Raw genomic sequence first — 22,381 nt, 5'->3', positions numbered from 1 at the left:
CCAATGATAGTTAAAAAATTCTAGGTGTAATATCATTAATACTATTCTTCAAATATTTTATAACTTCACCTTCAATGACTTTTGCTCCTTTTTTTAATTTTCCTTCGACATACATTCCCCCTAGATCCCATACTTCACTTTCAAATTCCCTGGCCTTGCTCACAAATTCTTGTTGCGCTGATTCTATATAATCAATAATTTTTTCAGTTATACCATATTTATCATCTAAACTGTTCAAAATAACTGTTACAAGTACACTTGTTGCAACAACGATAACAAGCGGCCCTACGATGAAAGGCAGAAAACTAAGAGCCGAACTGGCTGCCCAACTTACTCCTGATACTATCCCCACCTTAACAACGTCTGTGGCGAGGCTTCCGATGAAAGTAGCTAGAGATGTTTCATCATTTAAAATAAAATCTATTGTTCTGTATGCGGCAGCTACATAGATGGTTAGTAATCCTCCCTCTTTTATTACATTGCTTATTCCATATTTTCCGATTCCCAACGATATTACCTTTGGGTTTTTTAGCGCGAATACAGGGGCATTAAGAATTTTTCTTACTCCCGGATAGCCATAAATTTTTATTAGTTCAGTACCTTTTTCGTTTACGAATACTGTAGCTTTGATACCGAACCCCCCTAGTTTATTTATTAGTAAACCTGTGGTAATAAAATCTTTCGCGTTGAGGCCATAATTCACAGTAACTTTGCCTACCTCTGACTGTGTAATGCTAACCCATCCGCTTTTGATCGCCCCCCAGCTTGACAGTACATCTACGCTTTCAGTTAGCGTTATCAACATGCATGTTGACGCTTTTGCTATAAGCATTTGGCGTAAGTGTTGATCTGGTATAGGGTGAGTGTTTATCAGTGTTGCGGGATAATCTGAAATATATACTGAATCTGATTGCTCACCGGTAGTATAATTTGATAAATGATTTGGAGATTTAACAGATTGCGCATGTTGCAGTGGGGGCTTTTCAATAAACTCATATACAGAGGAGAATTCACTTGCGAATATTTTCGCTCTACAGGGGCAAGTGCTGATGCTGTTCAGTGTACCGGCGCAGGGTGTCCCATAAGCTGTATAATTTTGTATACCGCCGCTAATTCTAAAAATACCCGGATTTTTTCCACAACTCACAGGATCGTACATCCTCGCAACGTTTAGCCCGTGGTGAGTGATGTTACTACTTGCCCCCAAAACTCGACCGCCACATGATGTTTTATCGCCGAACCTTATGAAATATCCAATTGCCATTTTCTTTAAACTCACTTGTCAGTGTTAGATAGAAATAATCCACTCATTCTTATTTATAGAGAATCGAGATACACGATCAAAGACACTTCGTCCATTTTCTGTTGTTATCACCATTTTGGATATGGCTATCGAGGCAAAAGAATGCATATCCGAATTGCTTATTTAGTTTTGAGTGTTTAAATCTTTACAATAGTCTCGATAATGTAGGACCCAATACTCATTTATTTCTTTAAATAATTCCTTGCTAAATTTTAAAGTAATTGGACTCAAGGCAGAGCTTCCTTTTTCATGCGGGAATGACATAACAAATCCTTTTGTTATTAACGCCTCGTTAGGGCATAACACTTTTCCTTCGTTATCTACAGCAAATCCAAAATTAATGTGTATTGAATATTTATCTTGAATCGTAGCAACATCAATCATCATTTCAGTGACGCTTATATCAGAAAAGCTGTATGCAGCCCATCCCCCTTTATCATATTCATTCAAGGTAATCGCATAGATATAAGCATCAAGTTTAGAAGTAAAAAGAGATAAACCATTATCTTCACCGCTTGGCCCGGCTTTCCAAATAGGTTCGAGCCAGTGAATACCGTTTTCCCGCACAGAATGTTTTGCAACTACAAAAAGCGTCAATGGTGCAATATAAAAATTATCGCCCGGAGAATAGAAGTACAAACGTTTTTCCATTTTGAGTTTCCTAAGTTGTTTTTTAGAAATCAAAATATACGCTTATGTTTACTGTGGGTATAATGTCATTTTTCTATCTAACGATTACTTAAGATTTGTTTGAAAAATTACTGAAATGAATAAGTCTTCTGCATTTAAAGCGGTTTAAGGAGAGTGTAATGCATTGTTTAGATAAATTTCATGCAGAACAAAAAACAGGATATAACTTTATACCGGTTTATTTATATTCCTATAAAACAGAGGATTAGTATTACTTGCCTCCCCCTTCGCAGGGGGAAGCGCTTACCGTAATGCTTTGATACCGCTAATTAATTTTTCAACTCCCGCTTCAACTTTCGACCGCGGGCAGCCGACATTGAGACGCAGGAAACCGTTGCCTTCTTCACCGTAGGTATATCCCGGCATGATGGCGACTTTTTGATGTTCGATCAGCTCTTTTTGCAGCAGTTTGTCGTCAATGCCCAGCGGGCGCAGGTCGATCCACGCCAGATAAGTGGATTGCGGCGGCTGCCAGTTGAGGGCCGGGAACGCGGCATTCAGCTTGTCGGCCACATAGCGCAGATTGCCCTGCAAATAGTTGCGCAACGCATCCAGCCAGGGTTCACCGGCCTGATAAGCAGCCACGTGAGCGTGGATCGCCAGCACTGCCGGAGAGGATAAGCCGTCGCAGGCTTTGAGCTGATGCAGGTAGGCATCGCGCTGCGCTTTGTGGCTGATCAGCCCGTAAGCGCCGGTCAGCGCCGGAATGTTGAAGCTTTTCGAGCCGGAAGTCAGCAGCGCCCATACGCCACGGCCGGTTTCATTCCATGGCGTATGCGTATTGTCGCCCCAGACCATGTCCATGTGGATTTCATCGCTGATCACCCGCACGTTGTGGCGCTCACACAGTTCAGCAATCAGCGTCAGCTCTGCTCGCGTCCAGACTTTTCCGGTCGGGTTGTGCGGGCTGCATAACAGCAGCACTGAGCAGGTCGGCTGTGCCAGCAGCGTTTCCAGCTGGCGGGCATCCAGCGCCCAGTCGTTGCCCTTTTTGGTCAGCGGGCTGGAAAGCATGGTGCGCTGATTGCCTTCCACCACTTTGAAAAATGCGTCGTAAGCGGGGGTGAAGGTCACCACGCCGTCGCCCGGCTGGCTCCACTGGCGGATCAGTTGCGCCACCATGTAAATCACCGACGGGCCGTATACCACCATGTCGCGATCGATCTGGCTGTTGAATCGCTGCTGATACCAGTGCGCAACCGCGCCGAGGAAATCGTCGTGCTGCCAGCGGCTGTAGCCGAGGACGCCGTGTTGCAGACGTTTTTGCAGGGCTTCGAGAATGCACGGCGCGGCGGCGAAATCCATGTCGGAGATGGTGAAGGGCAGTAAATCAGCGCTGCCAAAACGGTCAGCGACGTAATCCCACTGCGTACACCAGCTGCCGTGGCGATCCACCACGGTGGAGAAATCGAAAGAAGTTGAAGTCATTTTTCACTCCCTGAAGAAAGCTGAAAAGGGCGACACAAGGTCGCCCTGCGGATTCAGTGCTTACGCCGTCACCCCTTGCGGAGCGGAATGGCTGGCCGCTTCGCGGATCAGATAATCCAGTTCATCTTTCACCGACTGTACCTGCGGCCCGATCACGACCTGCAAATTGTGGTCGTTGAGATGAACCACGCCAATGGCACGGTTAGCTTTCAGTGTTGCGTCATCCACCCGTGACATATCCGAGACGGAAAGGCGCAGGCGGGTGATACAGTTGTCCAGAGAGACGATATTTTCAGCACCGCCCAGCGCGCTGAGAATAGCCGGAACGTTGTAGCCGGATTTGCTGGAAGAAGGCACTGGCGCTGCGTCAGGCATGCTTTCCGATTCGCGACCCGGCGTTTTGATATTAAAGCGCATGATGGAGAAGCGGAAGATGGCATAGTAAGCCGCAAACCAGATGGCCGCCACAACGGGTACCAGATACCATTTGGTCGCCGTGCCGTGCAGGATGCCGAAGACCACGAAATCGATGATGTTACCGTCGGTATTGCCGATGGTGACGCCCAGAACCGACATAATGGTGAAGCCCAGACCGGTCAGAATGGCGTGGATCACATACAGCACTGGCGCCACGAACAGGAACAGGAATTCGATCGGTTCTGTGGTGCCGCCCACCACGCATGCCACCACGCCGGAAATCAGCAGGCCTTTAATTTTATGACGGTTTTCAGGTTTCGCGCAGTGGTACATCGCCAGCGCCGCGCCCGGCAGGCCGCCGAGGAAGGCAGGCATTTTGCCCTGAGACAGGAACTGTGTGGCACTCTCAGAGAAACCGTGCGTGGTCGGGCAGGAAAGCTGCGCCTGGAAGATGGTCAGCGCGCCGCTCACTTCACGGCCACAGACATCCAGCGTACCGCCGGCTTCGGTGAAGCGGATCAGTGCCACCAGAATATGGTGCAGACCGAAAGGCAGCAGCAGACGTTCGCCGGAACCAAAAATCATCGGCCCGAACACGCCCGCGCCCTGAATCAGACGGCCCAGACCGTTGATGCCAGCGGCGAAGAACGGCCAGATAAGTGGGATCAGCAGACCGACTAAACCGAGCACCACGGTGGTGACGATAGGCACGAAACGGGTGCCGCCGAAGAAGGCCAGTGCATCCGGCAGGCGGATTGTGTTGTAGCGTTCATGCAGCATGTACACGATGATACCGACGATCACCGCGCCCAGAATACCGGTGTCGATAGACTGAATACCGAGGATCATCTGGATGTTGTTGGCTTTCAGTACCGCAGGATCCACGGTCGGCAGCGTGCCGTTGGCGGTCAGGTAGAAGTTAATCGCCAGATTCAGCACCGCGAAGCCGACGAAGCCGGAAAACGCCGCGACGCCTTTGTTCTCACGCGCCATGCCCAGCGGGATAGCGATAGCGAACATCACCGGCAGGAAGCTGAACGCGAAGGAACCGACTTTGCTCATCCAGACGAAAATCAGCTGGAGGATGGGATTGCCCAGTGCGGGAAGCAGGGTCACCACATCGTGGCTGCTTAACGAGCTGCCGATGCCCAGCATGATGCCGCAAAACGACAGCAGAGCCACCGGCAGCATGAAGGTTTTACCCAGACTCTGGAAGAATTCCCAAAGCGTAATTTTTTGTTTTTTACTGGCAGGCATAGCTGCTCCCTGTAAGTGTTGGTGTTAGCTGTGTGTTGACGGCGCTAAAGATAAAACGTTTTACCTAAATAATACGTGGCGTGAATCACAATATTCGATCATTCCCTCTGTGCGGGGTCTGGTGGCAGGTTTAACGTTTTACTCAATCCGGTGAATTAGGTATAACTGTCTGACCACGCTTATTTTTTAATGTTGTAAATAATGCGGGCGGGAAAGGATCCCGTTTTATGGAGTTTGAAATGAACGATGACGTCCAATGAATCATAAAAAAATCACGATTATTGACGTCGCGCAGCACGCGGGAGTTTCCGTCACCACGGTGTCACTGGTGCTGAGCGGCAAAGGACGAATTTCACAGACCACCTCCGAGCGTGTAAACCGTGCGGTCGATGAACTGGGGTTTGTGCGCAACCGTCAGGCCAGTACGCTGCGCGGCGGCGAATCCGGCGTGGTCGGGCTGATTGTTCGCGATATCTGCGAGCCTTTTTATGCCGAAATGACCGCCGGGTTGAGTGAGATGTTTGAGGCGCAGGGCAAAGTGCTGTTTCTGCTGCAAAGCGGCTCAACCGGCAAGGGCCTTGAGCGCTGTTTTGATACCTTACTGACGCACGGCGTTGACGGCATCGTTATCGCCGGTGGGGTGAATTCGATTGCCGGGCTGAAAGAAAAAGCGGAAGAACATGGGGTTCCGCTGATCTGCGCGGCACGCTCCGGCGGGATCGAAGGGGTGGATGTGGTGCGCCCGGACAACATGCTGGCCGCGAAAATGGCCACCGAATATCTGATCAAACGCGGGCATAAACAGATCGCGTATCTTGGCGGCCTGAGCAATTCGCTTACCCGCGCCGAGCGGCTGGGTGGGTTCTGCGCCACGCTGTTGCAATACGGCCTGCCGTTTCGCAGTGAGTGGATCATCGAGTGTGATTATCAGCAGAAATGCGCCGCCGATGCAGCAGAAGCCTTGTTATCCCGTTACCCGAAAATCAGCGCCATCGTCTGCCATAAAGCCTCCGTTGCGCTCGGTGCCTATTTTGGTGTGATGCGTACCGGCACCCAGGTCGGCGGTGGCGCTGTCGATAACTTCTTCCAGCAAAAAGTCGCGCTGATCGGCATGGAGGATGCGCCGGAATCCGCGCTGACCGAGCCTCCGCTGACGTCAATCGTCAACTCGGCCAGGGAAATTGGTTATTCGGCGGCGCGCCGGTTAATGCTGAGGATTGGGGGACAAAATCTGGAGGCGCAAAATATTATCGTCGCACCGGGGCTGGTGGAGAGGGAATCGGCGTAAGGCGGATTTCACAGCGGCACAACAGACTCTGCGCGCCGCTGTGAAATCTCATGATGACTCAGCGTGATTCACATGGCCGCCGTGGCGACGGCCTGCGTGATTAACGGCTGCACAGCTTGTAATACACCTCATTCCAGCGGATCTGGTTTTTGAAGTCTGCCAGGGTCGTGTCGTTATCTATCACCAGCAACTCAATCCCGGAAAGCTCGGCATAAAGACGCAGCGCGTCGATATCCAGTGCCTGCGAGAATACCGTGTGGTGGGCGCCGCCGCCGAGGATCCAGGCTTCTGCTGCGGTAGCCAGTGATGGCTGGGCTTTCCAGATAGCGCGGGCGACCGGCAGTTTTGGCAGCGGATGAGGCTGTTCGACGGTATCCACCAGATTGACCAGCAGACGGAAGCGGTCGCCCATGTCGATGACGCTGGCGTTCACCGCCGGACCTGCCGGGGTGGAGAAGATCAGACGCGCCGGATCGGCTTTGCCGCCTATGCCGAGAAACTGCGCATCCAGCAACGGTTTTTCTTCTTTGGCAATCGACGGGCACACTTCCAGCATGTGCGAGCCCACCACCAGATCGTTCCCCGGTTTGAAGTGGTAGGTGTAATCTTCCATAAACGACGTGCCGCCTTTCAGGCCGCTGGCCATCACTTTCATGATGCGCAGCAGGGCAGACGTTTTCCAGTCGCCTTCGCCGCCAAAGCCGTAGCCTTTTTGCATCAGACGCTGTACTGCCAGCCCCGGCAGTTGTTTCATGCCGTGCAGATCTTCGAAGTTAGTGGTGAAGGCACCAAATTTGCCTTGTTCGAGGAAACGGGTCATGCCCAGTTCGATCTTCGCGGCGTCCAGCAGGTTTTCACGGCGTTCGCCGTTGACTTTGACCGTATCGGTGAGACGGTACGTGGCTTCGTACTCTTCCACCAGCGTATCCACGTCACCTTTGCTGACTTCGTTGATCACACTCACCAGATCGCCGATACCGTACGCGCTGACGGTGTAGCCAAACTGGATCTGTGCGGCCACTTTATCGCCTTCGGTCACTGCCACTTCACGCATGTTGTCGCCAAAACGTGCCACTTTCAGGTGCTGACTTTCATTTTTCGCCGCCGATACGCGCATCCATTGGGCGATGCGGCGATGAGATTCGCCGTCCTGCCAGTGCCCGGCCACCACGGAATGCTGCTGACGCATACGGGCACCGATGAAGCCAAATTCACGGCCACCGTGCGCAGTCTGGTTCAGGTTCATAAAGTCCATGTCCATGGTGTCCCACGGCACTTCGGCGTTGAACTGCGTATGGAACTGTAACAGCGGCTTGTGCAGGATGCTCAGGCCGGCGATCCACATTTTGGCCGGCGAGAAGGTGTGCAGCCAGGTGATGATCCCCACGCACGGGTTGTGGTAGTTGGCTTCGCGGCACAGGGCGGTGATTTCGTCCGGCGTGGTTACCAGGGGTTTGAGCACCAGCTTAATCGGCAAACCGGCTTCCGTGTTCAGGCCGTTCACCACTTTTTCGGCATTCTCTTTGACCTGACGTAACGTTTCCGGCCCGTACAGATGCTGACTGCCGATAGCGAACCACACTTCGAGATGTTTAAACGCGTCCATTTGTTACTCCTGAATATCGGATATGAGAAAGAGGAATTAATGCGTCGTCTTCGCTGCGAACAGCGGTTCAGTCGTGACACACCATTGCTGATAACGTTCGTACAGGCGCTGATATTGCTCGACGCGCTGCGGATCCGGCAGCAGCGTGCGTTCGATGCTGCAGGCCATTTTTTCCTGCGCGGCAGGCACGTCGCTGAATTCACCGGCGGCGACGGCGGCAAAGATCGCCGCACCCAGCGCACAGCACTGATCTGAAGCGACAATTTGCAGCGGGCGGTTCATGGCGTCGGCGCACACCTGCATGATGACCGGCGATTTACGCGCAATGCCGCCGAGGGTCAGGACGTTTTCCACCGGAATATCCTGCTGTTCGAAACACTCCATGATGGCGCGTGCGCCAAAGGCGGTGGCGGCGATAAAGCCCCCGAACAGTTCCGGCGCTTCGGTACCTAAATTGATATCGGTAATCACGCCTTTCAGGCGCTGGTTGGCAAACGGCGTACGGCGGCCGTTGAACCAGTCGAGCACCAGCGGCAGGTGATCCAGTTTCGGATTGGCGGCCCAGGCGGCGGTGAGATCTGACAGGAGATTTTTTTGTAATCCGGCTAACTGCGTTTGCAGTTCAGGATGGGTTTTTGCCGCCTGAATCAGCGGCCAGCTCAGCAGACGGCTGAACCAGGCGTACATGTCGCCAAAGGCAGACTGCCCGGCTTCCATCCCGATCATGTCCGGCACCACGCTGCCTTCGACCTGACCACAAATCCCGGCAATGGCACGATCGTTAACGCGGGCTTTATCGGCGATCAGAATGTCGCAGGTGGACGTGCCGATGACTTTCACCAGCGTATACGGCTGTGCGCCCGCACCGACGGCGCCCATATGGCAGTCGAATGCGCCGCCCGAAAGCACCACGCTTGCCGGTAAACCGAGACGTTCTGCCCATTCAGGGGTAAGTGTACCGACGGCCTGTTCGGCGGTGACGGTATCGGTAAACAGCGGATACGGCAGGTTTTCGACCAGCAACGGATCAAGGGCGGCGAAGAAATCTTTCGGTGGCAGGCCGCCCCACGACGGATGCCAGAGCATTTTGTGCCCGGCGCTGCAACGCCCGCGTACCACTTTGTCCGGCGCGGTGGTGCCGGAAAGCAGGGCGGGCACCCAGTCGCACAGTTCAACCCACGACGCGGCGGCTTCTTTCACCGCGGCGTCAGCGCGGGAAACGTGCAGGATTTTCGCCCAGAACCATTCGGAGGAGTAGACGCCGCCGATGTAGCGGGAGTAATCAGGGAAATCGCCGCTGCGGCACAGACGGTTGATCTCTTCGGCTTCTTCTATTGCCGTGTGATCTTTCCACAGCACGAACATGGCGTTCGGGTTTTCGGCAAATTCCGGGTTCAGCGCCAGAATGTTGCCCTGATGATCGACAGGCGCGGGGGTTGAGCCGGTGGAATCGACCCCGATACCGACCACGCGGGCGGCGCGCTCATGGCCCAGGCGGGTCACCACGTTTTTTATCGCCTGCTCCATCGCTTCTATATAGTCGAGCGGGTGATGGCGGAACTGATTTTTAGCCGCATCACAGTAACGGCCTTCATTCCAGCGCGGGTAATACACGACATCCGTTTCTATCTCAGCACCCGTCTGACAATCTACGGCCAGTGCACGGACAGAATCGCTGCCAAAATCCAGACCAAGAGCAATCGCACCTTGCGTCATTCTTTCTCACTCCTTCAGGTTTGCCGTAGTCATTACGGCGGCGAATCGAATTGCTCTAACAGTAGGAGGATGTCAAAAAGGGAGTGAGGAGGCGTTAGCTGGAAGTATGCACAAATCTGCTCCCAATGATGTTTCTGTGAGGTTGGTCAAATGTTAGCGTTTGGCTAAAATCGCTATATCTATGCACATTCCTGCTGTTTTCCCGGCGTGTGATAGCGCTCTACATTCCGCTGCAAAATTACCGCTAAAACTTAACCCGTCTTACAAGAGAGTGTGACGTAAATCCGCTATACACAGGACTTCGGCGCATCCTCACTTTGTTTCCTTACGCTACTGATAACGTTTTCACGATGGCGGCAAACCACCAGATTTCAGAGCGCAATTGTGAAAAACAACAATAAAAGTCGGAGAACATCATGCATAAATTCACTAAGGCATTAGCGGCGGTAGGGTTAGCAGCCGTTATGTCACATTCAGCTATGGCAGCAGAAAATCCGAAGCTGGGTTTCCTGGTTAAACAGCCTGAAGAACCCTGGTTCCAGACTGAATGGCGCTTCGCCGATAAAGCCGGTAAAGACCTGAACTTCGAGGTCATTAAAATCGCCGTGCCGGATGGTGAAAAAACGTTGAATGCGATTGACAGTCTGGCGGCGAACGGCGCGAAAGGTTTTGTCATCTGTACGCCGGATCCCCGTCTCGGGCCTGCCATCATGGCGAAAGCGCGCAGCTATGACATGAAAGTGATCCAGGTGGATGACCAGTTCGTGAATGCCAAAGGCAAGCCAATGGAAGAAGTGCCGTTAGTGATGATGGCCGCGACCAAAATCGGCGAGCGTCAGGGGCAGGAACTGTATAAAGAGATGCAAAAACGTGGCTGGAAACCGGCTGAGACAGGCGTCATGGCCATCACCGCCGATGAGCTGGACACCGCACGTCGTCGTACTTCCGGTTCAATGGACGCGCTGAAAGCGGCCGGTTTCCCGGAAAAACAAATCTACAAAGTACCAACCAAATCTAACGATATCCCTGGCGCACTGGATGCCGGTAACTCACTGCTGGTGCAGCATCCTGAAGTGAAAAACTGGCTGATCATCGGCATGAACGACAACACCGTGCTCGGTGGCGTGCGTGCAACGGAAGGTCAGGGCTTTAAAGCGGCTAACGTGATCGGCATCGGTATCAACGGTGTGGATGCGGTGAATGAGCTGTCGAAAAGCGCGCAAACCGGCTTCTACGGTTCCCTGTTACCCAGCCCGGATATCCACGGTTACAAAAGTATCCAAATGCTGAACGAATGGGTGACCAAAGGCGTTGAACCACCGAAATTCACCGAAGTGACTGACGTTGTGTTAATCACCCGCGACAACTTCAAAGAAGAATTGAAGAAAAAAGGGCTCATGTAATTTCCGAAATCATTTGAAAAGAGCATCAGATAACGCTGCTGCATAACGGACGACAGTTTTTTTTATAAGTTATTTATAAAAGGTTACGTACTGTTTTCTGCTGTGCAGTGGCGTGCATTCAACTTCACTTAATTTCCAGGTAGCCACTATGACTCAGCAATCTTCAACCAAGACGCCTTTGCTGAAACCGTCGCTGACGGAGTTTGATGCGGCCAAGCCGTATCTGGAATTCCATGACATTGGCAAAACTTTTCCGGGCGTGAAAGCGCTGGACGGAATTTCTTTCAATTGTTATGCCGGGCAAATTCACGCACTGATGGGCGAAAATGGCGCAGGTAAATCGACGCTGTTAAAAATCCTCAGCGGTAATTATCAGCCGTCGCAGGGCGTTATTCACATTAAAGGCCAGCCGGTCAGTTTTAATAAAACCACTGACGCACTTGATGCGGGCGTGGCGATTATTTATCAGGAATTACATCTGGTGCCGGAAATGACGGTGGCAGAAAACATTTACCTCGGACAATTGCCGAGCAAACACGGTTTTGTGAACCGTAAACTGCTGCGCTATGAAGCCAAAATTCAGCTCGAACACCTCGGGCTGGACATCAACCCGGATACGCCGCTCAAGTATCTCTCCATCGGTCAGTGGCAGATGGTGGAGATCGCCAAAGCCCTGGCGCGTAACGCCAAAATCATTGCCTTTGACGAGCCAACCAGTTCGCTCTCTGCCCGTGAAATCGAACAATTGTTCAGGGTTATCCGTGAGTTGCGTGCCGAAGGGCGCGTGATTTTGTATGTCTCCCACCGTATGGAAGAAATCTTCGCGTTAAGTGACGCTGTCACGGTGTTCAAGGATGGCCGCTATGTGCGTACCTTCGACGACATGACGCAGGTCGATAACAGCAAACTGGTGCAGGCGATGGTGGGCCGTAATCTGGATGATATATACGGTTACGCACCGCGTCCGCATGGCGAAATCCGCCTCGAACTGGATGAAGTCAAAGCGCCGGGCGTGAGAACGCCGGTCAGCCTGACGGTGCGTCAGGGGGAAATTGTCGGTCTGTTCGGGCTGGTCGGGGCTGGGCGCAGCGAGCTGATGAAAGGATTATTCGGCGGCACGCGCATAACCGGCGGCACACTGAGGCTGGATGGCGCGGTGATGAACATCCGTAAACCGGCGGATGCCATTCGTCAGGGCATCATGCTTTGCCCGGAAGACCGCAAGGCTGACGGCATCATTCCGGTTCACTCGGTGCGCGACAACATCAACATCAGTGCCCGCCGTAAAACGGTGAAAGCAGGGTGCCTGATCAACAACGCCTGGGAAGCGAAAAATGCGCGCAAGCATATCGAAGCGCTGAATATTAAAACCCCGAGCGATCAGCAGCTGATCATGAATTTGTCCGGCGGTAATCAGCAAAAAGCCATTCTTGGCCGCTGGTTGTCGGAAGACATGAAAGTGATTTTGCTGGATGAACCGACGCGCGGCATTGACGTCGGCGCGAAACATGAAATCTATAACGTGATTTATTCTCTGGCAAAACAAGGCATTGCGGTGCTGTTTGCGTCCAGTGATTTACCGGAAGTGCTGGGTCTGGCCGACAGAATTGTGGTGATGCGCGAAGGCGCCATCTCCGGCGAACTGTCCCATGACGAAGCCACCGAAGAAAAAGCGCTGGGGCTCGCGATGTTGCGAACGCCAGACCTGACTTCTGCCCCTGACGCAGCCTGACCGAGGAGCAAAATATTATGTCGAGTATGACAACCAATTCCGCCAAACCGGATCAACCCTCAGCGGCTTCACGCGGCGGCCAGGGCCTGATGCGTATCTGGGACAGTTACGGCATGTTAGTGGTGTTCGCCGTGCTGTTCATCGCCTGTACCATTTTCGTGCCAAACTTCAGTTCTTTCATCAACATGAAAGGTCTGGGGCTGGCGATTTCAATGTCCGGGATGGTCGCCTGCGGCATGTTGTTCTGTCTGGCCTCCGGTGATTTCGATTTGTCCGTAGCATCGGTCATTGCCTGCGCGGGTGTTACCACGGCGGTGGTGATTAACCTCACCGAAAGCCTGTGGATTGGCGTCGGTGCGGGGCTGGTGCTGGGGATGCTGACCGGTTTACTTAACGGTTTCGTGATCGCCCGGCTGAAAATCAATGCGCTGATCACCACGCTGGCAACCATGCAGATTGTGCGCGGTCTGGCGTATATCATTTCCGACGGTAAAGCGGTCGGTATCGAAGATGAGCGTTTCTTCGCCCTCGGTTATGCCAACTGGTTCGGGCTGCCTGCACCGATCTGGCTGACCGTCGGCTGCCTGATTATCTTCGGGCTGCTGCTCAACAAAACCACTTTCGGGCGTAACACGCTGGCGATTGGCGGTAATGAGGACGCGGCGCGTCTGGCCGGTGTGCCGGTGGTGCGTACCAAAATCATCATTTTCATGTTGTCCGGGCTGGTGTCGGCAGCAGCGGGGATCATTCTGGCGTCGCGTATGACCAGTGGCCAGCCAATGACATCGCTGGGCTTTGAGCTGATCGTCATCTCTGCCTGTGTGCTGGGTGGCGTTTCCCTGAAGGGCGGTATTGGCAAGATTTCCTACGTGGTATCCGGGATCCTGATCCTCGGTACGGTTGAAAATGCCATGAACCTGCTGAACATTTCCCCGTTCTCTCAGTACGTGGTGCGTGGCTTGATCCTGCTGGCGGCGGTGATCTTCGACCGCTACAAGCAGAAAGCTAAAAAGACCCTGTAAACCGGTTTTGTGATAACGCTTTCACCGCGCTTTTTTCACGGAATTTGACGCTTTCAGGGGTTAAGTGCCGTAAAAACGCGTGGTTGTTCACAAATTGATAACCTTTACTGGCAGCGTTTTCACCGCCGATTAGAATAGATGAAAAATCCATAGCCACGTGATGTTCAGGAGGTTCGATGTATCACCGCATGATTCAGGATCAGCAGCAAAATCCGCTGTTACCGGGTTACAGTTTTAATGCTTATCTGGTCGCCGGAATGACACCGATCCTTGCTGATGGCCCGCTGGATTTCGCCATTGACCGCCCCGGCGGCATGAAAGGCTTTATTCTCAACCTGACGGTAAAAGGCCAGGGGAAAGTCTTTGACGGCGAGGACACCTTTTATTGCAACCCCGGCGATCTGTTGCTGTTCCCGCCGAAAGCGCGCCATCTTTACAGCCGCTCGGCTAACGCAGACTCCTGGTATCACCGCTGGGTCTATTTCCGCCCGCGCGCCTACTGGGCCGACTGGCTGGAATGGCACACCAAAACCCGCGACGTCGGGCGTCTCTCTTTGCCGAATAACACCCTGTTGCTGGAATTCGACCGGCTGTTCGCTAACATCGAACAGACGCAAAAATCAGGCCGCCGTTTTTGCGAAGAACTGGGCATGAACCTGCTGGAACGTCTGTTGCTGCGTGCAATGGAAGAAGACCCGCAGAGCCCGCAAAAAATCATGGATCCACGCGTTATCGAAGCCTGTCAGTTTATTACCGGTAATCTCGCCGGTGAGCTGCGCATTGATGAAGTCGCCCGCCATGTCTGCCTGTCGCCATCGCGGCTGGCGCATCTGTTCCGCGAGCAGGTGGGGATTAACATTCTGCGCTGGCGGGAAGATCAGCGGGTGATCCGCGCCAAACTGCTGTTGCAGACGACGCAGGAGTCGATTGCGACCATCGGGCGCGTGGTGGGATATGACGATCAGCTGTACTTCTCAAGGGTATTTCGCAAGCGGGTGGGGGTCAGCCCGAGTGATTTCCGCCGCCGCAGCGTAGAGATCAATTACCCCGCAAAGCCTTACCGGGCGCAGGCGGATAATGCGGTGGCCTATCACTTCTGAGCCTCTCACAGCCTGAACAGTGATGAGCAAAATTCAGACGAACGTTGAGAGAGCAGACAAAAAAAAGCCGGTATAAAAACCGGCTTTTCTCTTTTTTACGTACTGACGAAAGTTACGCCGCAGGTCGGGCGATCACATTTCGGTTTTCCATGCGCACTTCCGCAATCGTCACATCAATGATGTCACTCTGGCGGTAGGCCACTTCGCCTTTAATCAGCACGGTGCCGGTGTCAGCGCTGCACACCAGCTCGTCGCGCACGCTGTGCAGGAACGGAGCAGGAATGAACGCCACGGCGCCGATATCTTGCAGACGGATACGCAGGCCGCCGCGGGTCACATCGATAATTTCAGCGCTGAACTTCACCTCAGTACCGACTTTATCTTCCAGATAACGGGCGTACAGCCAGTCACCGACATCACGCTCAGCCATGCGGTTCGCACGACGGCGCTCTGCCAGTTGTACGGTCATCTCATCCTGAGGTTTCTCAGCAGACTGTTGCAGGATCATCGCTTTCAGCAAGCGGTGGTTCACCATATCGCCGTATTTACGGATAGGTGACGTCCAGGTGGCGTAAGCTTCCAGACCCAGACCAAAGTGCGGCCCCGGCGTGGTACTGATTTCTGCAAAGGTCTGGAAACGACGAATGCGGCTGTCGAGGAACTGCGTTGGCAAGGCATCAAGCTTACGGCGCAAGGCGCAGAAGCCCGGCAGTGTCAGCATCTCTTCGGCGTTGGCTTGCACGTCATTGGCCTGCAACACGGTGACCGCGTTCTCAACCAGCAGCGGATCAAAACCGGTGTGCACGTTGTAAACGCCAAAACCGAGGCTGTCGCGCAGGGCGATGGCGGCGCAGACGTTGGCGGCAATCATCGATTCTTCCACGATGCGGTTAGCGATACGGCGATGCTCGGCGACGATTTCCAGCACGTTGCCTTTCTCACCCAGCACGAAGCGGTAATCAGGACGATCTTTAAACACCAGCGCGTGCTCAGTACGCCATGCGCTGCGCACGTCACAGACGCGTTTCAGCAGGCGGATCTGCGAGGCGATCACCTCACTGGCCGGCTGCCATTCGCTTTTCTCATCGGTTTCCAGCCAGTCAGACACGTTATCGTAAGCCAGCTTGGCTTTGGACTCGATGGTCGCGGCGAAGAAACGAATGTCACTGCCCAGGGTGCCATCGGCGCTGAGCGTCACAGAGCACGCCAGAACCGGACGGCTGACATCCGGCCACAGTGAGCAGATGTCGTCGGACAATTCACGCGGCAGCATCGGGATGTTAAAGCCCGGCAGATAGTTGGTGAATGCGCGTTTTTTAGCAATATTGTCGAGATCGCTGCCTTCTGCTACATAAGCTGTCGGGTCAGCAATCGCGATGGTCATTTGCAGGGTGCCGTCGCCGTTGTCTTTGACATACAGCGCGTCATCCATGTCCTGCGTGCTGCCGCTGTCGATGGTGACAAACGGCAGGGCAGTCAGATCTTCGCGGGTCAGGCCTTCGTCGCGCAATTCGGCGATGTCAGATTTTGGTGCCTCGCGTTCAAGATTATGACGTGCCAGTGTCACCCACCACGGCGCGAGATCGTCAGTGCCGGTGGTGATCCACTCGGTGATTTCAGCCTGGAAGCTGTGATCACCTTCTTTCAGCGGGTGGCGGCGCATTTCAGCCACACACCAGTCGCCGTCGCTCACTTCATGATTGATGTTACGGGCAACGCGGCACTGAATGGAATCACGTAATAAAGGGTGATCGGGAAGAATAGTAAGACGGTCGTCTTTTTTGGTCACACGACCCACAAAACGGCTGAGGAAAGGTTCAACCAGGGTTTCCGGCTGGACGACTTCACGCTCTTTTTCGGTTTGCAGTGAGGCGATCACGCGGTCACCGTGCATGACTTTTTTCATGTACGGAGGCGGAATGAAATAGCTTTTTTGGCCGTCTACTTCAAGAAAGCCAAAGCCTTTCTCAGTGCCTTTCACAATGCCTTCGACACGTGGAGTCTGAGAGTGAAGTTGCTGTTTTAGCTGCGCGAGCAGCGGGTTATCTTGAAACATATCGTCCAGAGAATTGGGGGTTAATGTGGCTCGATTAGCGGCAGACAGTTTTACGCGATCTGGCACCGTCGGGCAAGCTCTTATCCCCCCTTTCGCCTCATAACGCCGACGCGAAAGGGAGGATTTACGGCACACCCCGCAAAAGGGATCAGGCGATACGTTGCAGATCGACGGTTTGTTCACAGCGACGGATTGTCACCGGCACCGCTTTTGAGGTCGGGGTGTGGGTCTGATCGCCAAAACTCGACATCGGCACCAGCGGGTTGGTTTCCGGATAATAGGCCGCCAGATTGCCGCGCGGAATGTCGTAGCTCACCAGTTTGAAACCGCTGACTTTGCGCTCAACGCCATCGTTCCACAGCGTTTCGATTTCCACCAGTTCACCGTCTTTCAGCCCTAAATCGGCCAGATCCTGCGGGTGAATAAACAGCACTTCACGCTGGCCGTAAACGCCACGGTAACGGTCATCAAGGCCGTAAATCGTGGTGTTGTACTGGTCATGGGAACGCAGGGTCTGCAGCGTGAACGGCGCATTGCGATCGCCCATTGGGATCAGCACATCAGGCAACGGCGCGGCGCTGAAATTCGCCTTGCCGCTCAGGGTGTTGAAATTCAGTTCTGCCGCCGCATTGCCCAGATAGAACCCGCCTTTAATGTCGCAGCGCGCATTAAAGTCTTTAAAGCCAGGAATGGTCGCTTCGATGTGATCGCGGATCAGATTGTAATCATCCGCCAGCGCCATCCAGTCGAGGTATTTGTCGCCGAGAACCGCATCGGCGATACCGCAGACAATGGCCGTTTCGGAACGCTGTTCTTTGGATAACGGAATACCCACACCTTCGGACGCATGCACCATGCTGAAAGAGTCTTCGACGGTGATGAACTGCGAACCGGTGGCCTGCATGTCCAGCTCGGTACGACCCAGCGTTGGCAGGATCAACGCTTCGTGACCCGGCGTCAGGTGGCTGCGATTCAGTTTGGTACTGATCTGCACCGACAGTTCAAGATTGCTCAGCGCCTGAAGGGTACGCGGCGTATCCGGTGCCGCCGCCGCGAGATTACCGCCAAGGCAGATCAGCACTTTCGCTTCTTTACGCAGCATCGCTTCCAGCGCTTCTACGGTGTTGTGGCCCGGAGTTCGCGGTGGGGTGAAATGGTAATGTTTTTCCATCGCATCCAGCAGGGCTTTCGGCGCTTTTTCGTCGATACCCATGGTGCGGTTACCCTGCACATTACTGTGGCCACGCACCGGACAAAGCCCCGCGCCCGGTTTACCCAACTGACCAAACAGCAGTTGCAGGTTGGTGATTTCACGTACGGTCGGCACGGAATGTTTGTGCTGAGTAATGCCCATCGCCCAGGTACAGATCACGCGTTCGGCGTGCATATAAATAGCCGCGGCTTCGCGCAGATCCTGCTCGCTCAGGCCAGACTGTTCAGTGATTTTTTCCCAGCTGGTGGCATCTACTATTGCCAGATACTCGTCCACGCCAGCGCTGTTTTGCGCAATAAACGCGTCATCGAACAGGGACGGCTGGCCGGAGGCAATGCGCTCGCGGTGAGTTTGTAACAGCGCTTTGACGATGCCGCGTACTGCCGCCATATCGCCACCCAGATTTGGCTGGTAATAGGCGGAGCTGATGCGACCGGCTTTCGGTGTGACCACTTCCAGCGGTTTTTGTGGATCGGCAAAACGCTCCAGACCACGTTCGCGCAGGGTGTTAAAGCTGACCACTTTCGCGCCGCGATCGGCTGCGTGACGCAGGCTGTGCAGCATACGCGGATGGTTGGTCCCCGGATTCTGCCCGAAGACGAAAATGGCATCGGCTTTTTCAAAGTCGTCCAGACGGACCGTGCCCTTACCGACGCCGATGCTCTGTTTCAGGCCAACGCCGCTGGCTTCATGGCACATGTTGGAACAGTCAGGGAAGTTGTTGGTGCCGAACATGCGGCCAAACACCTGATACAGATATGAAGCTTCGTTACTGGCGCGTCCGGAGGTGTAAAAATCGGCCTGATCCGGGCTTTCCAGACCTTTAAGATGGCTGGCGATCAGCGAAAAGGCAGCATCCCAGCTGATCGGTTCGTAATGGTCGGTGGTGCGGTTGTAGCGCATCGGGTGGGTCAGACGTCCCTGATATTCCAGGAAATAATCGCTCTGCTCACGCAGTTTGCTCACGCTGTGCTGGGCGAAAAACTCCGGTTCGACGGCTTTACGGGTGGCTTCCCAGCTGACGGCTTTCGCCCCGTTTTCGCAGAAGCTGAACGTACTGTGATTATCATCGCCCCAGGCGCAGCCCGGACAGTCAAAACCGCGACCTTTGTTAACACGCATCAGGTTACGTAAGTTTGAGAGGACTTTTTTACTGTCGAAGACGAAACGGGTGGTGGATTCTAATGCACCCCAGCCACCGGCCGCGCCGTGGTAGGGTTTGATCTCAGTTTTGAATTTCATAATTATGCTTCGCAGGTGGTTTTTATTCTGGTCTGGAAACAATCGGATCGGCAAAATGTTAATCGGATTGTTAATTTTATGTCACAAGTTTAGGAGGGCGAGGGGAATACGTCTAATCGAATGCCGTGATGGTGTGATAGATAACCTCTATGGCGCAAAAAGTTCGGCGCGAAATCCACATTTCCCAGTTCTGACGGGGGCTTAAAGTCAGTTTCATCAGGTTAAAAAACAGCAGGTTGTGATAATCAAAACTGATTGCGCGGGCAACTGACTGTTTTGCTGAAAAAGCATCCAACTTGTAACTGAACCGTTTCATTATGAAATGCTTAGCAAAAGACTAAGGGTTTTTCTGTACGCCGATTTAAGGCACCCTATGCCGCAGATCTCAATCTATGATTTTTTTGTATATTGCCTGTGCATTTTTATGCGCCGGTCAATACGGCACGTTTAAGGAAGACTCAGTGAAACGTAGTGTAATAAGTGTTTTGTCTTGTGTGTTGATGTTCTCTGCGGGCAGCGCCCACGCTGTCGCGCCACTCGATTTCCCGGTTGTGCCACCGAGCATTGATGCCGCCTCGTTTGTTCTGATGGATTACGCCAGCGGTGATGTGCTGGCGGCAGGGAATCCGGACGATCGCCGTAACCCGGCCAGCCTGACCAAACTGATGACCGGTTACGTGATTGACCGTGCTTTGGATCAGAAAAAAATCACCATGAATGACGTGGTGACCGTGCCTCAGGAAGCCTGGGTGGCGGGTAATAAAAGTCTCGATGGTTCTTCCCTGATGTTCCTCAAACCGGGCGACCGTGTTTCCGTACGCGATTTGATCCGCGGCATCATCATTACCTCCGGTAACGATGCCTGCGTGGCGATGGCTGACTATGTGGCAGGCAGCCAGGACAGTTTTGTCGGCATGATGAACAAATATGTCGTCAGCCTGGGCCTGACCAACACCCATTTCGAAACCGTGCACGGTCTGGACGCGCCGGGGCAGTTCACAACGTCATACGATCTCGCCAAGCTTTCCCGAGCCATCATTGGCGGCGAGCCTGAGGAATATCAGATGTATGCCGAGAAATCGCTGACATATGACAACATCACTCAGCAAAACCGTAACGGCCTGTTGTGGGATAAAAACCTGCAGGTAGACGGCCTGAAAACCGGTCATACCGAAAGCGCCGGTTTCAACATCATTGCTTCGGCAACGCAGGGTGACCGTCGTCTGATTGCCGTCGTCATGGGCGGGAAAAGTTCAAAAGGGCGTGAAGAGCAGGCACGTAAACTGCTGACCTGGGGCTTCCGCGAATACACCAGCAAGCAGATTTTCAAAGCGGGTCAGACTGTCTCTGATGAACATGTCTGGTACGGTGCGAATTCGCAGGTGAAAGTCGGGTCGCTGAGCGATGTATTCATCAGCGTACCGCAGGCGGATGCCGATAAACTGAAAGCACAGTATGTTCTGACTAACCCGCAGGTTGAAGCACCGCTGAAAAAAGGGCAGGAGCTGGGCAATATCAATATCGTGGATAACGGCAAAGTAATTAAAACCGTGCCGCTGGTGGCATTAGAAGATGTCGCCGAGGGCGGAATCATCAGCCGGGCGATCGATTATGTGAAACTGAAAATTTAAAATAACTTCCTTAATAATAAGTATTAATAATCCCTGGTGAAATGACCGGGGATTTTTTTTTGCCATAAATTTGAAGTATTGATAATTTATAAAATATGACGGAGTTATTGTTTTTAAATGTGATTGGCGTAATTCATATTATCTCCGATAAATTCAGCTCGTTTTTATTTTTAATTAATGCATTAATGAGGGTGGTGAATTATCAATGTTTATTTTTAAATCTTTCGATTGATTCATCAAACAAATTAGCATGATTACTAATGGTTTTTTTAAATATATATAAATGGAGTTATATAATGAGTGAAGAAAAAACAAAATCAGACCTGGTCATTGCTGAAGGTAGTCAATTCAGCGCGGAAACATCAACAGATTATTCCCCTGGGAAAGAAAGTATCGGGCTCGCTGTGACGGCGACCGGGATAACCTATAACGGTACATCGGGTAATGATTCGTTTACGGGTGGCACAGAAGATGATCATCTCAGCGGCGGTGCCGGAGATGACTCGCTCGGCGGCGGGGCGGGTGCTGATGTTATCGACGGAGGTGCCGGAAATGATTATCTCAGTGGCGGCACCGGGCTGGATACTTTCATATTCAAAGTTGGCCACGGTCAGGATCTGATAAACGATAACTTATCCAGTGAAGCCGGTAATGATACGTTGCGTTTTACGGGGGCGAAGGCGGACGTGGGTGGGTTCAGCCGTGAGGGAAACAATCTGGTCATTCATGCGTACGGCACCGCAGACAGCGTAACGATAGAAAATTACTTCTTTGACGGCGAATCAGACACCAGCGGTTTTCGTCACTACAGTTTTGAGTTTGACGACATCACGCTGACGGAGTCCGATCTGGCGACGGCTGGGATCACTTTCTACGCTACAGCGGGGGATGACCGGATCGACGGATGGTACGGACGAGATGTGCTGAACGGCGGTGCGGGTGATGATTATCTATACGGCGGATCCGGTGACGATTTTCTCAGCGGCGGTGCCGGTGATGACTCGCTGATCGGCTGGGCGGGTGCTGATGTTATCGACGGAGGTGCCGGAAATGATTATCTCAGTGGCGGCAACGGGCTGGATACTTTCATGTTCAAAGTTGGCCACGGTCAGGATCTGATAAACGATAACTCATCCAGTGAAGCCGGTAATGATACGTTGCGTTTTACGGGGGCGAAGGCGGACGTGGGCGGATTCAGCCGTGAGGGAAACAATCTGGTCATTCATGCGTACGGCACCGCAGACAGCGTAACGGTAGAAAATTACTTCTTTGACGGT

General features: G+C 53.0%; 14 protein-coding genes and 1 pseudogene. 7 read left to right on the top strand and 8 right to left on the bottom strand.

Features of this window, described 5'->3' with window-relative positions:
- Nucleotides 1-10: 10 nt before the first annotated feature.
- The 4 genes from ED901_RS06605 to malX all read right to left on the bottom strand — a co-directional run bounded on the left by ED901_RS06605 (nt 11) and on the right by malX (nt 5,095).
- Entirely contained in the window at nt 11-1,264 is a 1,254-nt protein-coding gene (locus tag ED901_RS06605) for a PAAR domain-containing protein (RefSeq protein ID WP_122095372.1), read from the bottom strand.
- 162 nt (nt 1,265-1,426) lie between these two features.
- Complete coding sequence (locus ED901_RS06600; protein ID WP_240993879.1) at nt 1,427-1,954, bottom strand: hypothetical protein; 528 nt, start codon at nt 1,952-1,954, stop codon at nt 1,427-1,429.
- A gap of 282 nt (nt 1,955-2,236) precedes the next feature.
- Nucleotides 2,237-3,421: a MalY/PatB family protein gene (locus tag ED901_RS06595; protein ID WP_122095371.1), complete on the bottom strand. Its 1,185-nt coding sequence runs from the start codon at nt 3,419-3,421 to the stop codon at nt 2,237-2,239.
- Between the two features lie 60 nt (nt 3,422-3,481).
- The gene (gene malX, locus ED901_RS06590) at nt 3,482-5,095 is read right to left on the bottom strand and encodes a maltose/glucose-specific PTS transporter subunit IIBC (protein ID WP_056777271.1); all 1,614 of its coding nucleotides are present in this window, start codon (nt 5,093-5,095) and stop codon (nt 3,482-3,484) included.
- 256 nt (nt 5,096-5,351) lie between these two features.
- Between malX and malI the strand changes: the two genes are divergently transcribed.
- Nucleotides 5,352-6,383: a Mal regulon transcriptional regulator MalI gene (gene malI, locus ED901_RS06585; RefSeq protein WP_056777268.1), complete on the top strand. Its 1,032-nt coding sequence runs from the start codon at nt 5,352-5,354 to the stop codon at nt 6,381-6,383.
- A gap of 100 nt (nt 6,384-6,483) precedes the next feature.
- Here the strand turns inward: malI and araA are convergent, their stop codons facing one another.
- Nucleotides 6,484-7,989 (bottom strand): L-arabinose isomerase, encoded by a 1,506-nt coding sequence (gene araA / locus ED901_RS06580; RefSeq protein WP_122095370.1) that lies wholly within the window; start codon nt 7,987-7,989, stop codon nt 6,484-6,486.
- A gap of 36 nt (nt 7,990-8,025) precedes the next feature.
- Nucleotides 8,026-9,705 carry a ribulokinase gene (locus tag ED901_RS06575; RefSeq protein WP_122095369.1) on the bottom strand — a complete coding sequence of 560 codons (1,680 nt, stop codon included), beginning with the start codon at nt 9,703-9,705 and terminating at the stop codon, nt 8,026-8,028.
- Nucleotides 9,706-10,121: 416 nt separating this feature from the next.
- Between ED901_RS06575 and ED901_RS06570 the strand changes: the two genes are divergently transcribed.
- The 4 genes from ED901_RS06570 (at nt 10,122) to araC (ending at nt 14,962) form a co-directional block, all read left to right on the top strand.
- Nucleotides 10,122-11,108 carry an arabinose ABC transporter substrate-binding protein gene (locus tag ED901_RS06570; protein ID WP_056777260.1) on the top strand — a complete coding sequence of 329 codons (987 nt, stop codon included), beginning with the start codon at nt 10,122-10,124 and terminating at the stop codon, nt 11,106-11,108.
- 148 nt (nt 11,109-11,256) lie between these two features.
- Nucleotides 11,257-12,840 (top strand): L-arabinose ABC transporter ATP-binding protein AraG, encoded by a 1,584-nt coding sequence (gene araG / locus ED901_RS06565; RefSeq protein ID WP_122095368.1) that lies wholly within the window; start codon nt 11,257-11,259, stop codon nt 12,838-12,840.
- Between the two features lie 17 nt (nt 12,841-12,857).
- The gene (araH, locus tag ED901_RS06560) at nt 12,858-13,862 is read left to right on the top strand and encodes an L-arabinose ABC transporter permease AraH (protein ID WP_056777255.1); all 1,005 of its coding nucleotides are present in this window, start codon (nt 12,858-12,860) and stop codon (nt 13,860-13,862) included.
- A gap of 176 nt (nt 13,863-14,038) precedes the next feature.
- Nucleotides 14,039-14,962 (top strand): arabinose operon transcriptional regulator AraC, encoded by a 924-nt coding sequence (araC, locus tag ED901_RS06555; protein WP_056777252.1) that lies wholly within the window; start codon nt 14,039-14,041, stop codon nt 14,960-14,962.
- A gap of 112 nt (nt 14,963-15,074) precedes the next feature.
- Here araC and ED901_RS06550 read toward each other — a convergent pair whose 3' ends face one another.
- Nucleotides 15,075-17,018, bottom strand: coding sequence for an exoribonuclease II (locus ED901_RS06550; RefSeq protein WP_122095367.1), 1,944 nt, complete (start codon nt 17,016-17,018; stop codon nt 15,075-15,077).
- A 148-nt stretch (nt 17,019-17,166) separates the two neighbouring features.
- Complete coding sequence (locus ED901_RS06545; protein WP_122095366.1) at nt 17,167-19,473, bottom strand: FdhF/YdeP family oxidoreductase; 2,307 nt, start codon at nt 19,471-19,473, stop codon at nt 17,167-17,169.
- Nucleotides 19,474-19,934: 461 nt separating this feature from the next.
- Between ED901_RS06545 and ED901_RS06535 the strand changes: the two genes are divergently transcribed.
- Nucleotides 19,935-21,104: a serine hydrolase gene (locus ED901_RS06535; protein WP_056777378.1), complete on the top strand. Its 1,170-nt coding sequence runs from the start codon at nt 19,935-19,937 to the stop codon at nt 21,102-21,104.
- Nucleotides 21,105-21,400: 296 nt separating this feature from the next.
- Nucleotides 21,401-22,381, top strand: a pseudogene (locus tag ED901_RS06530) (hypothetical protein); the annotation flags it as partial.

Origin of the sequence: Rahnella sp. Larv3_ips (assembly GCF_003697865.1) — a bacterium.
Classification (GTDB): Bacteria; Pseudomonadota; Gammaproteobacteria; order Enterobacterales; family Enterobacteriaceae; genus Rahnella; species Rahnella rivi.
Note: the sequence above shows the minus strand (reverse complement) of the source record. Positions and strands in the feature narration are given on the sequence as shown.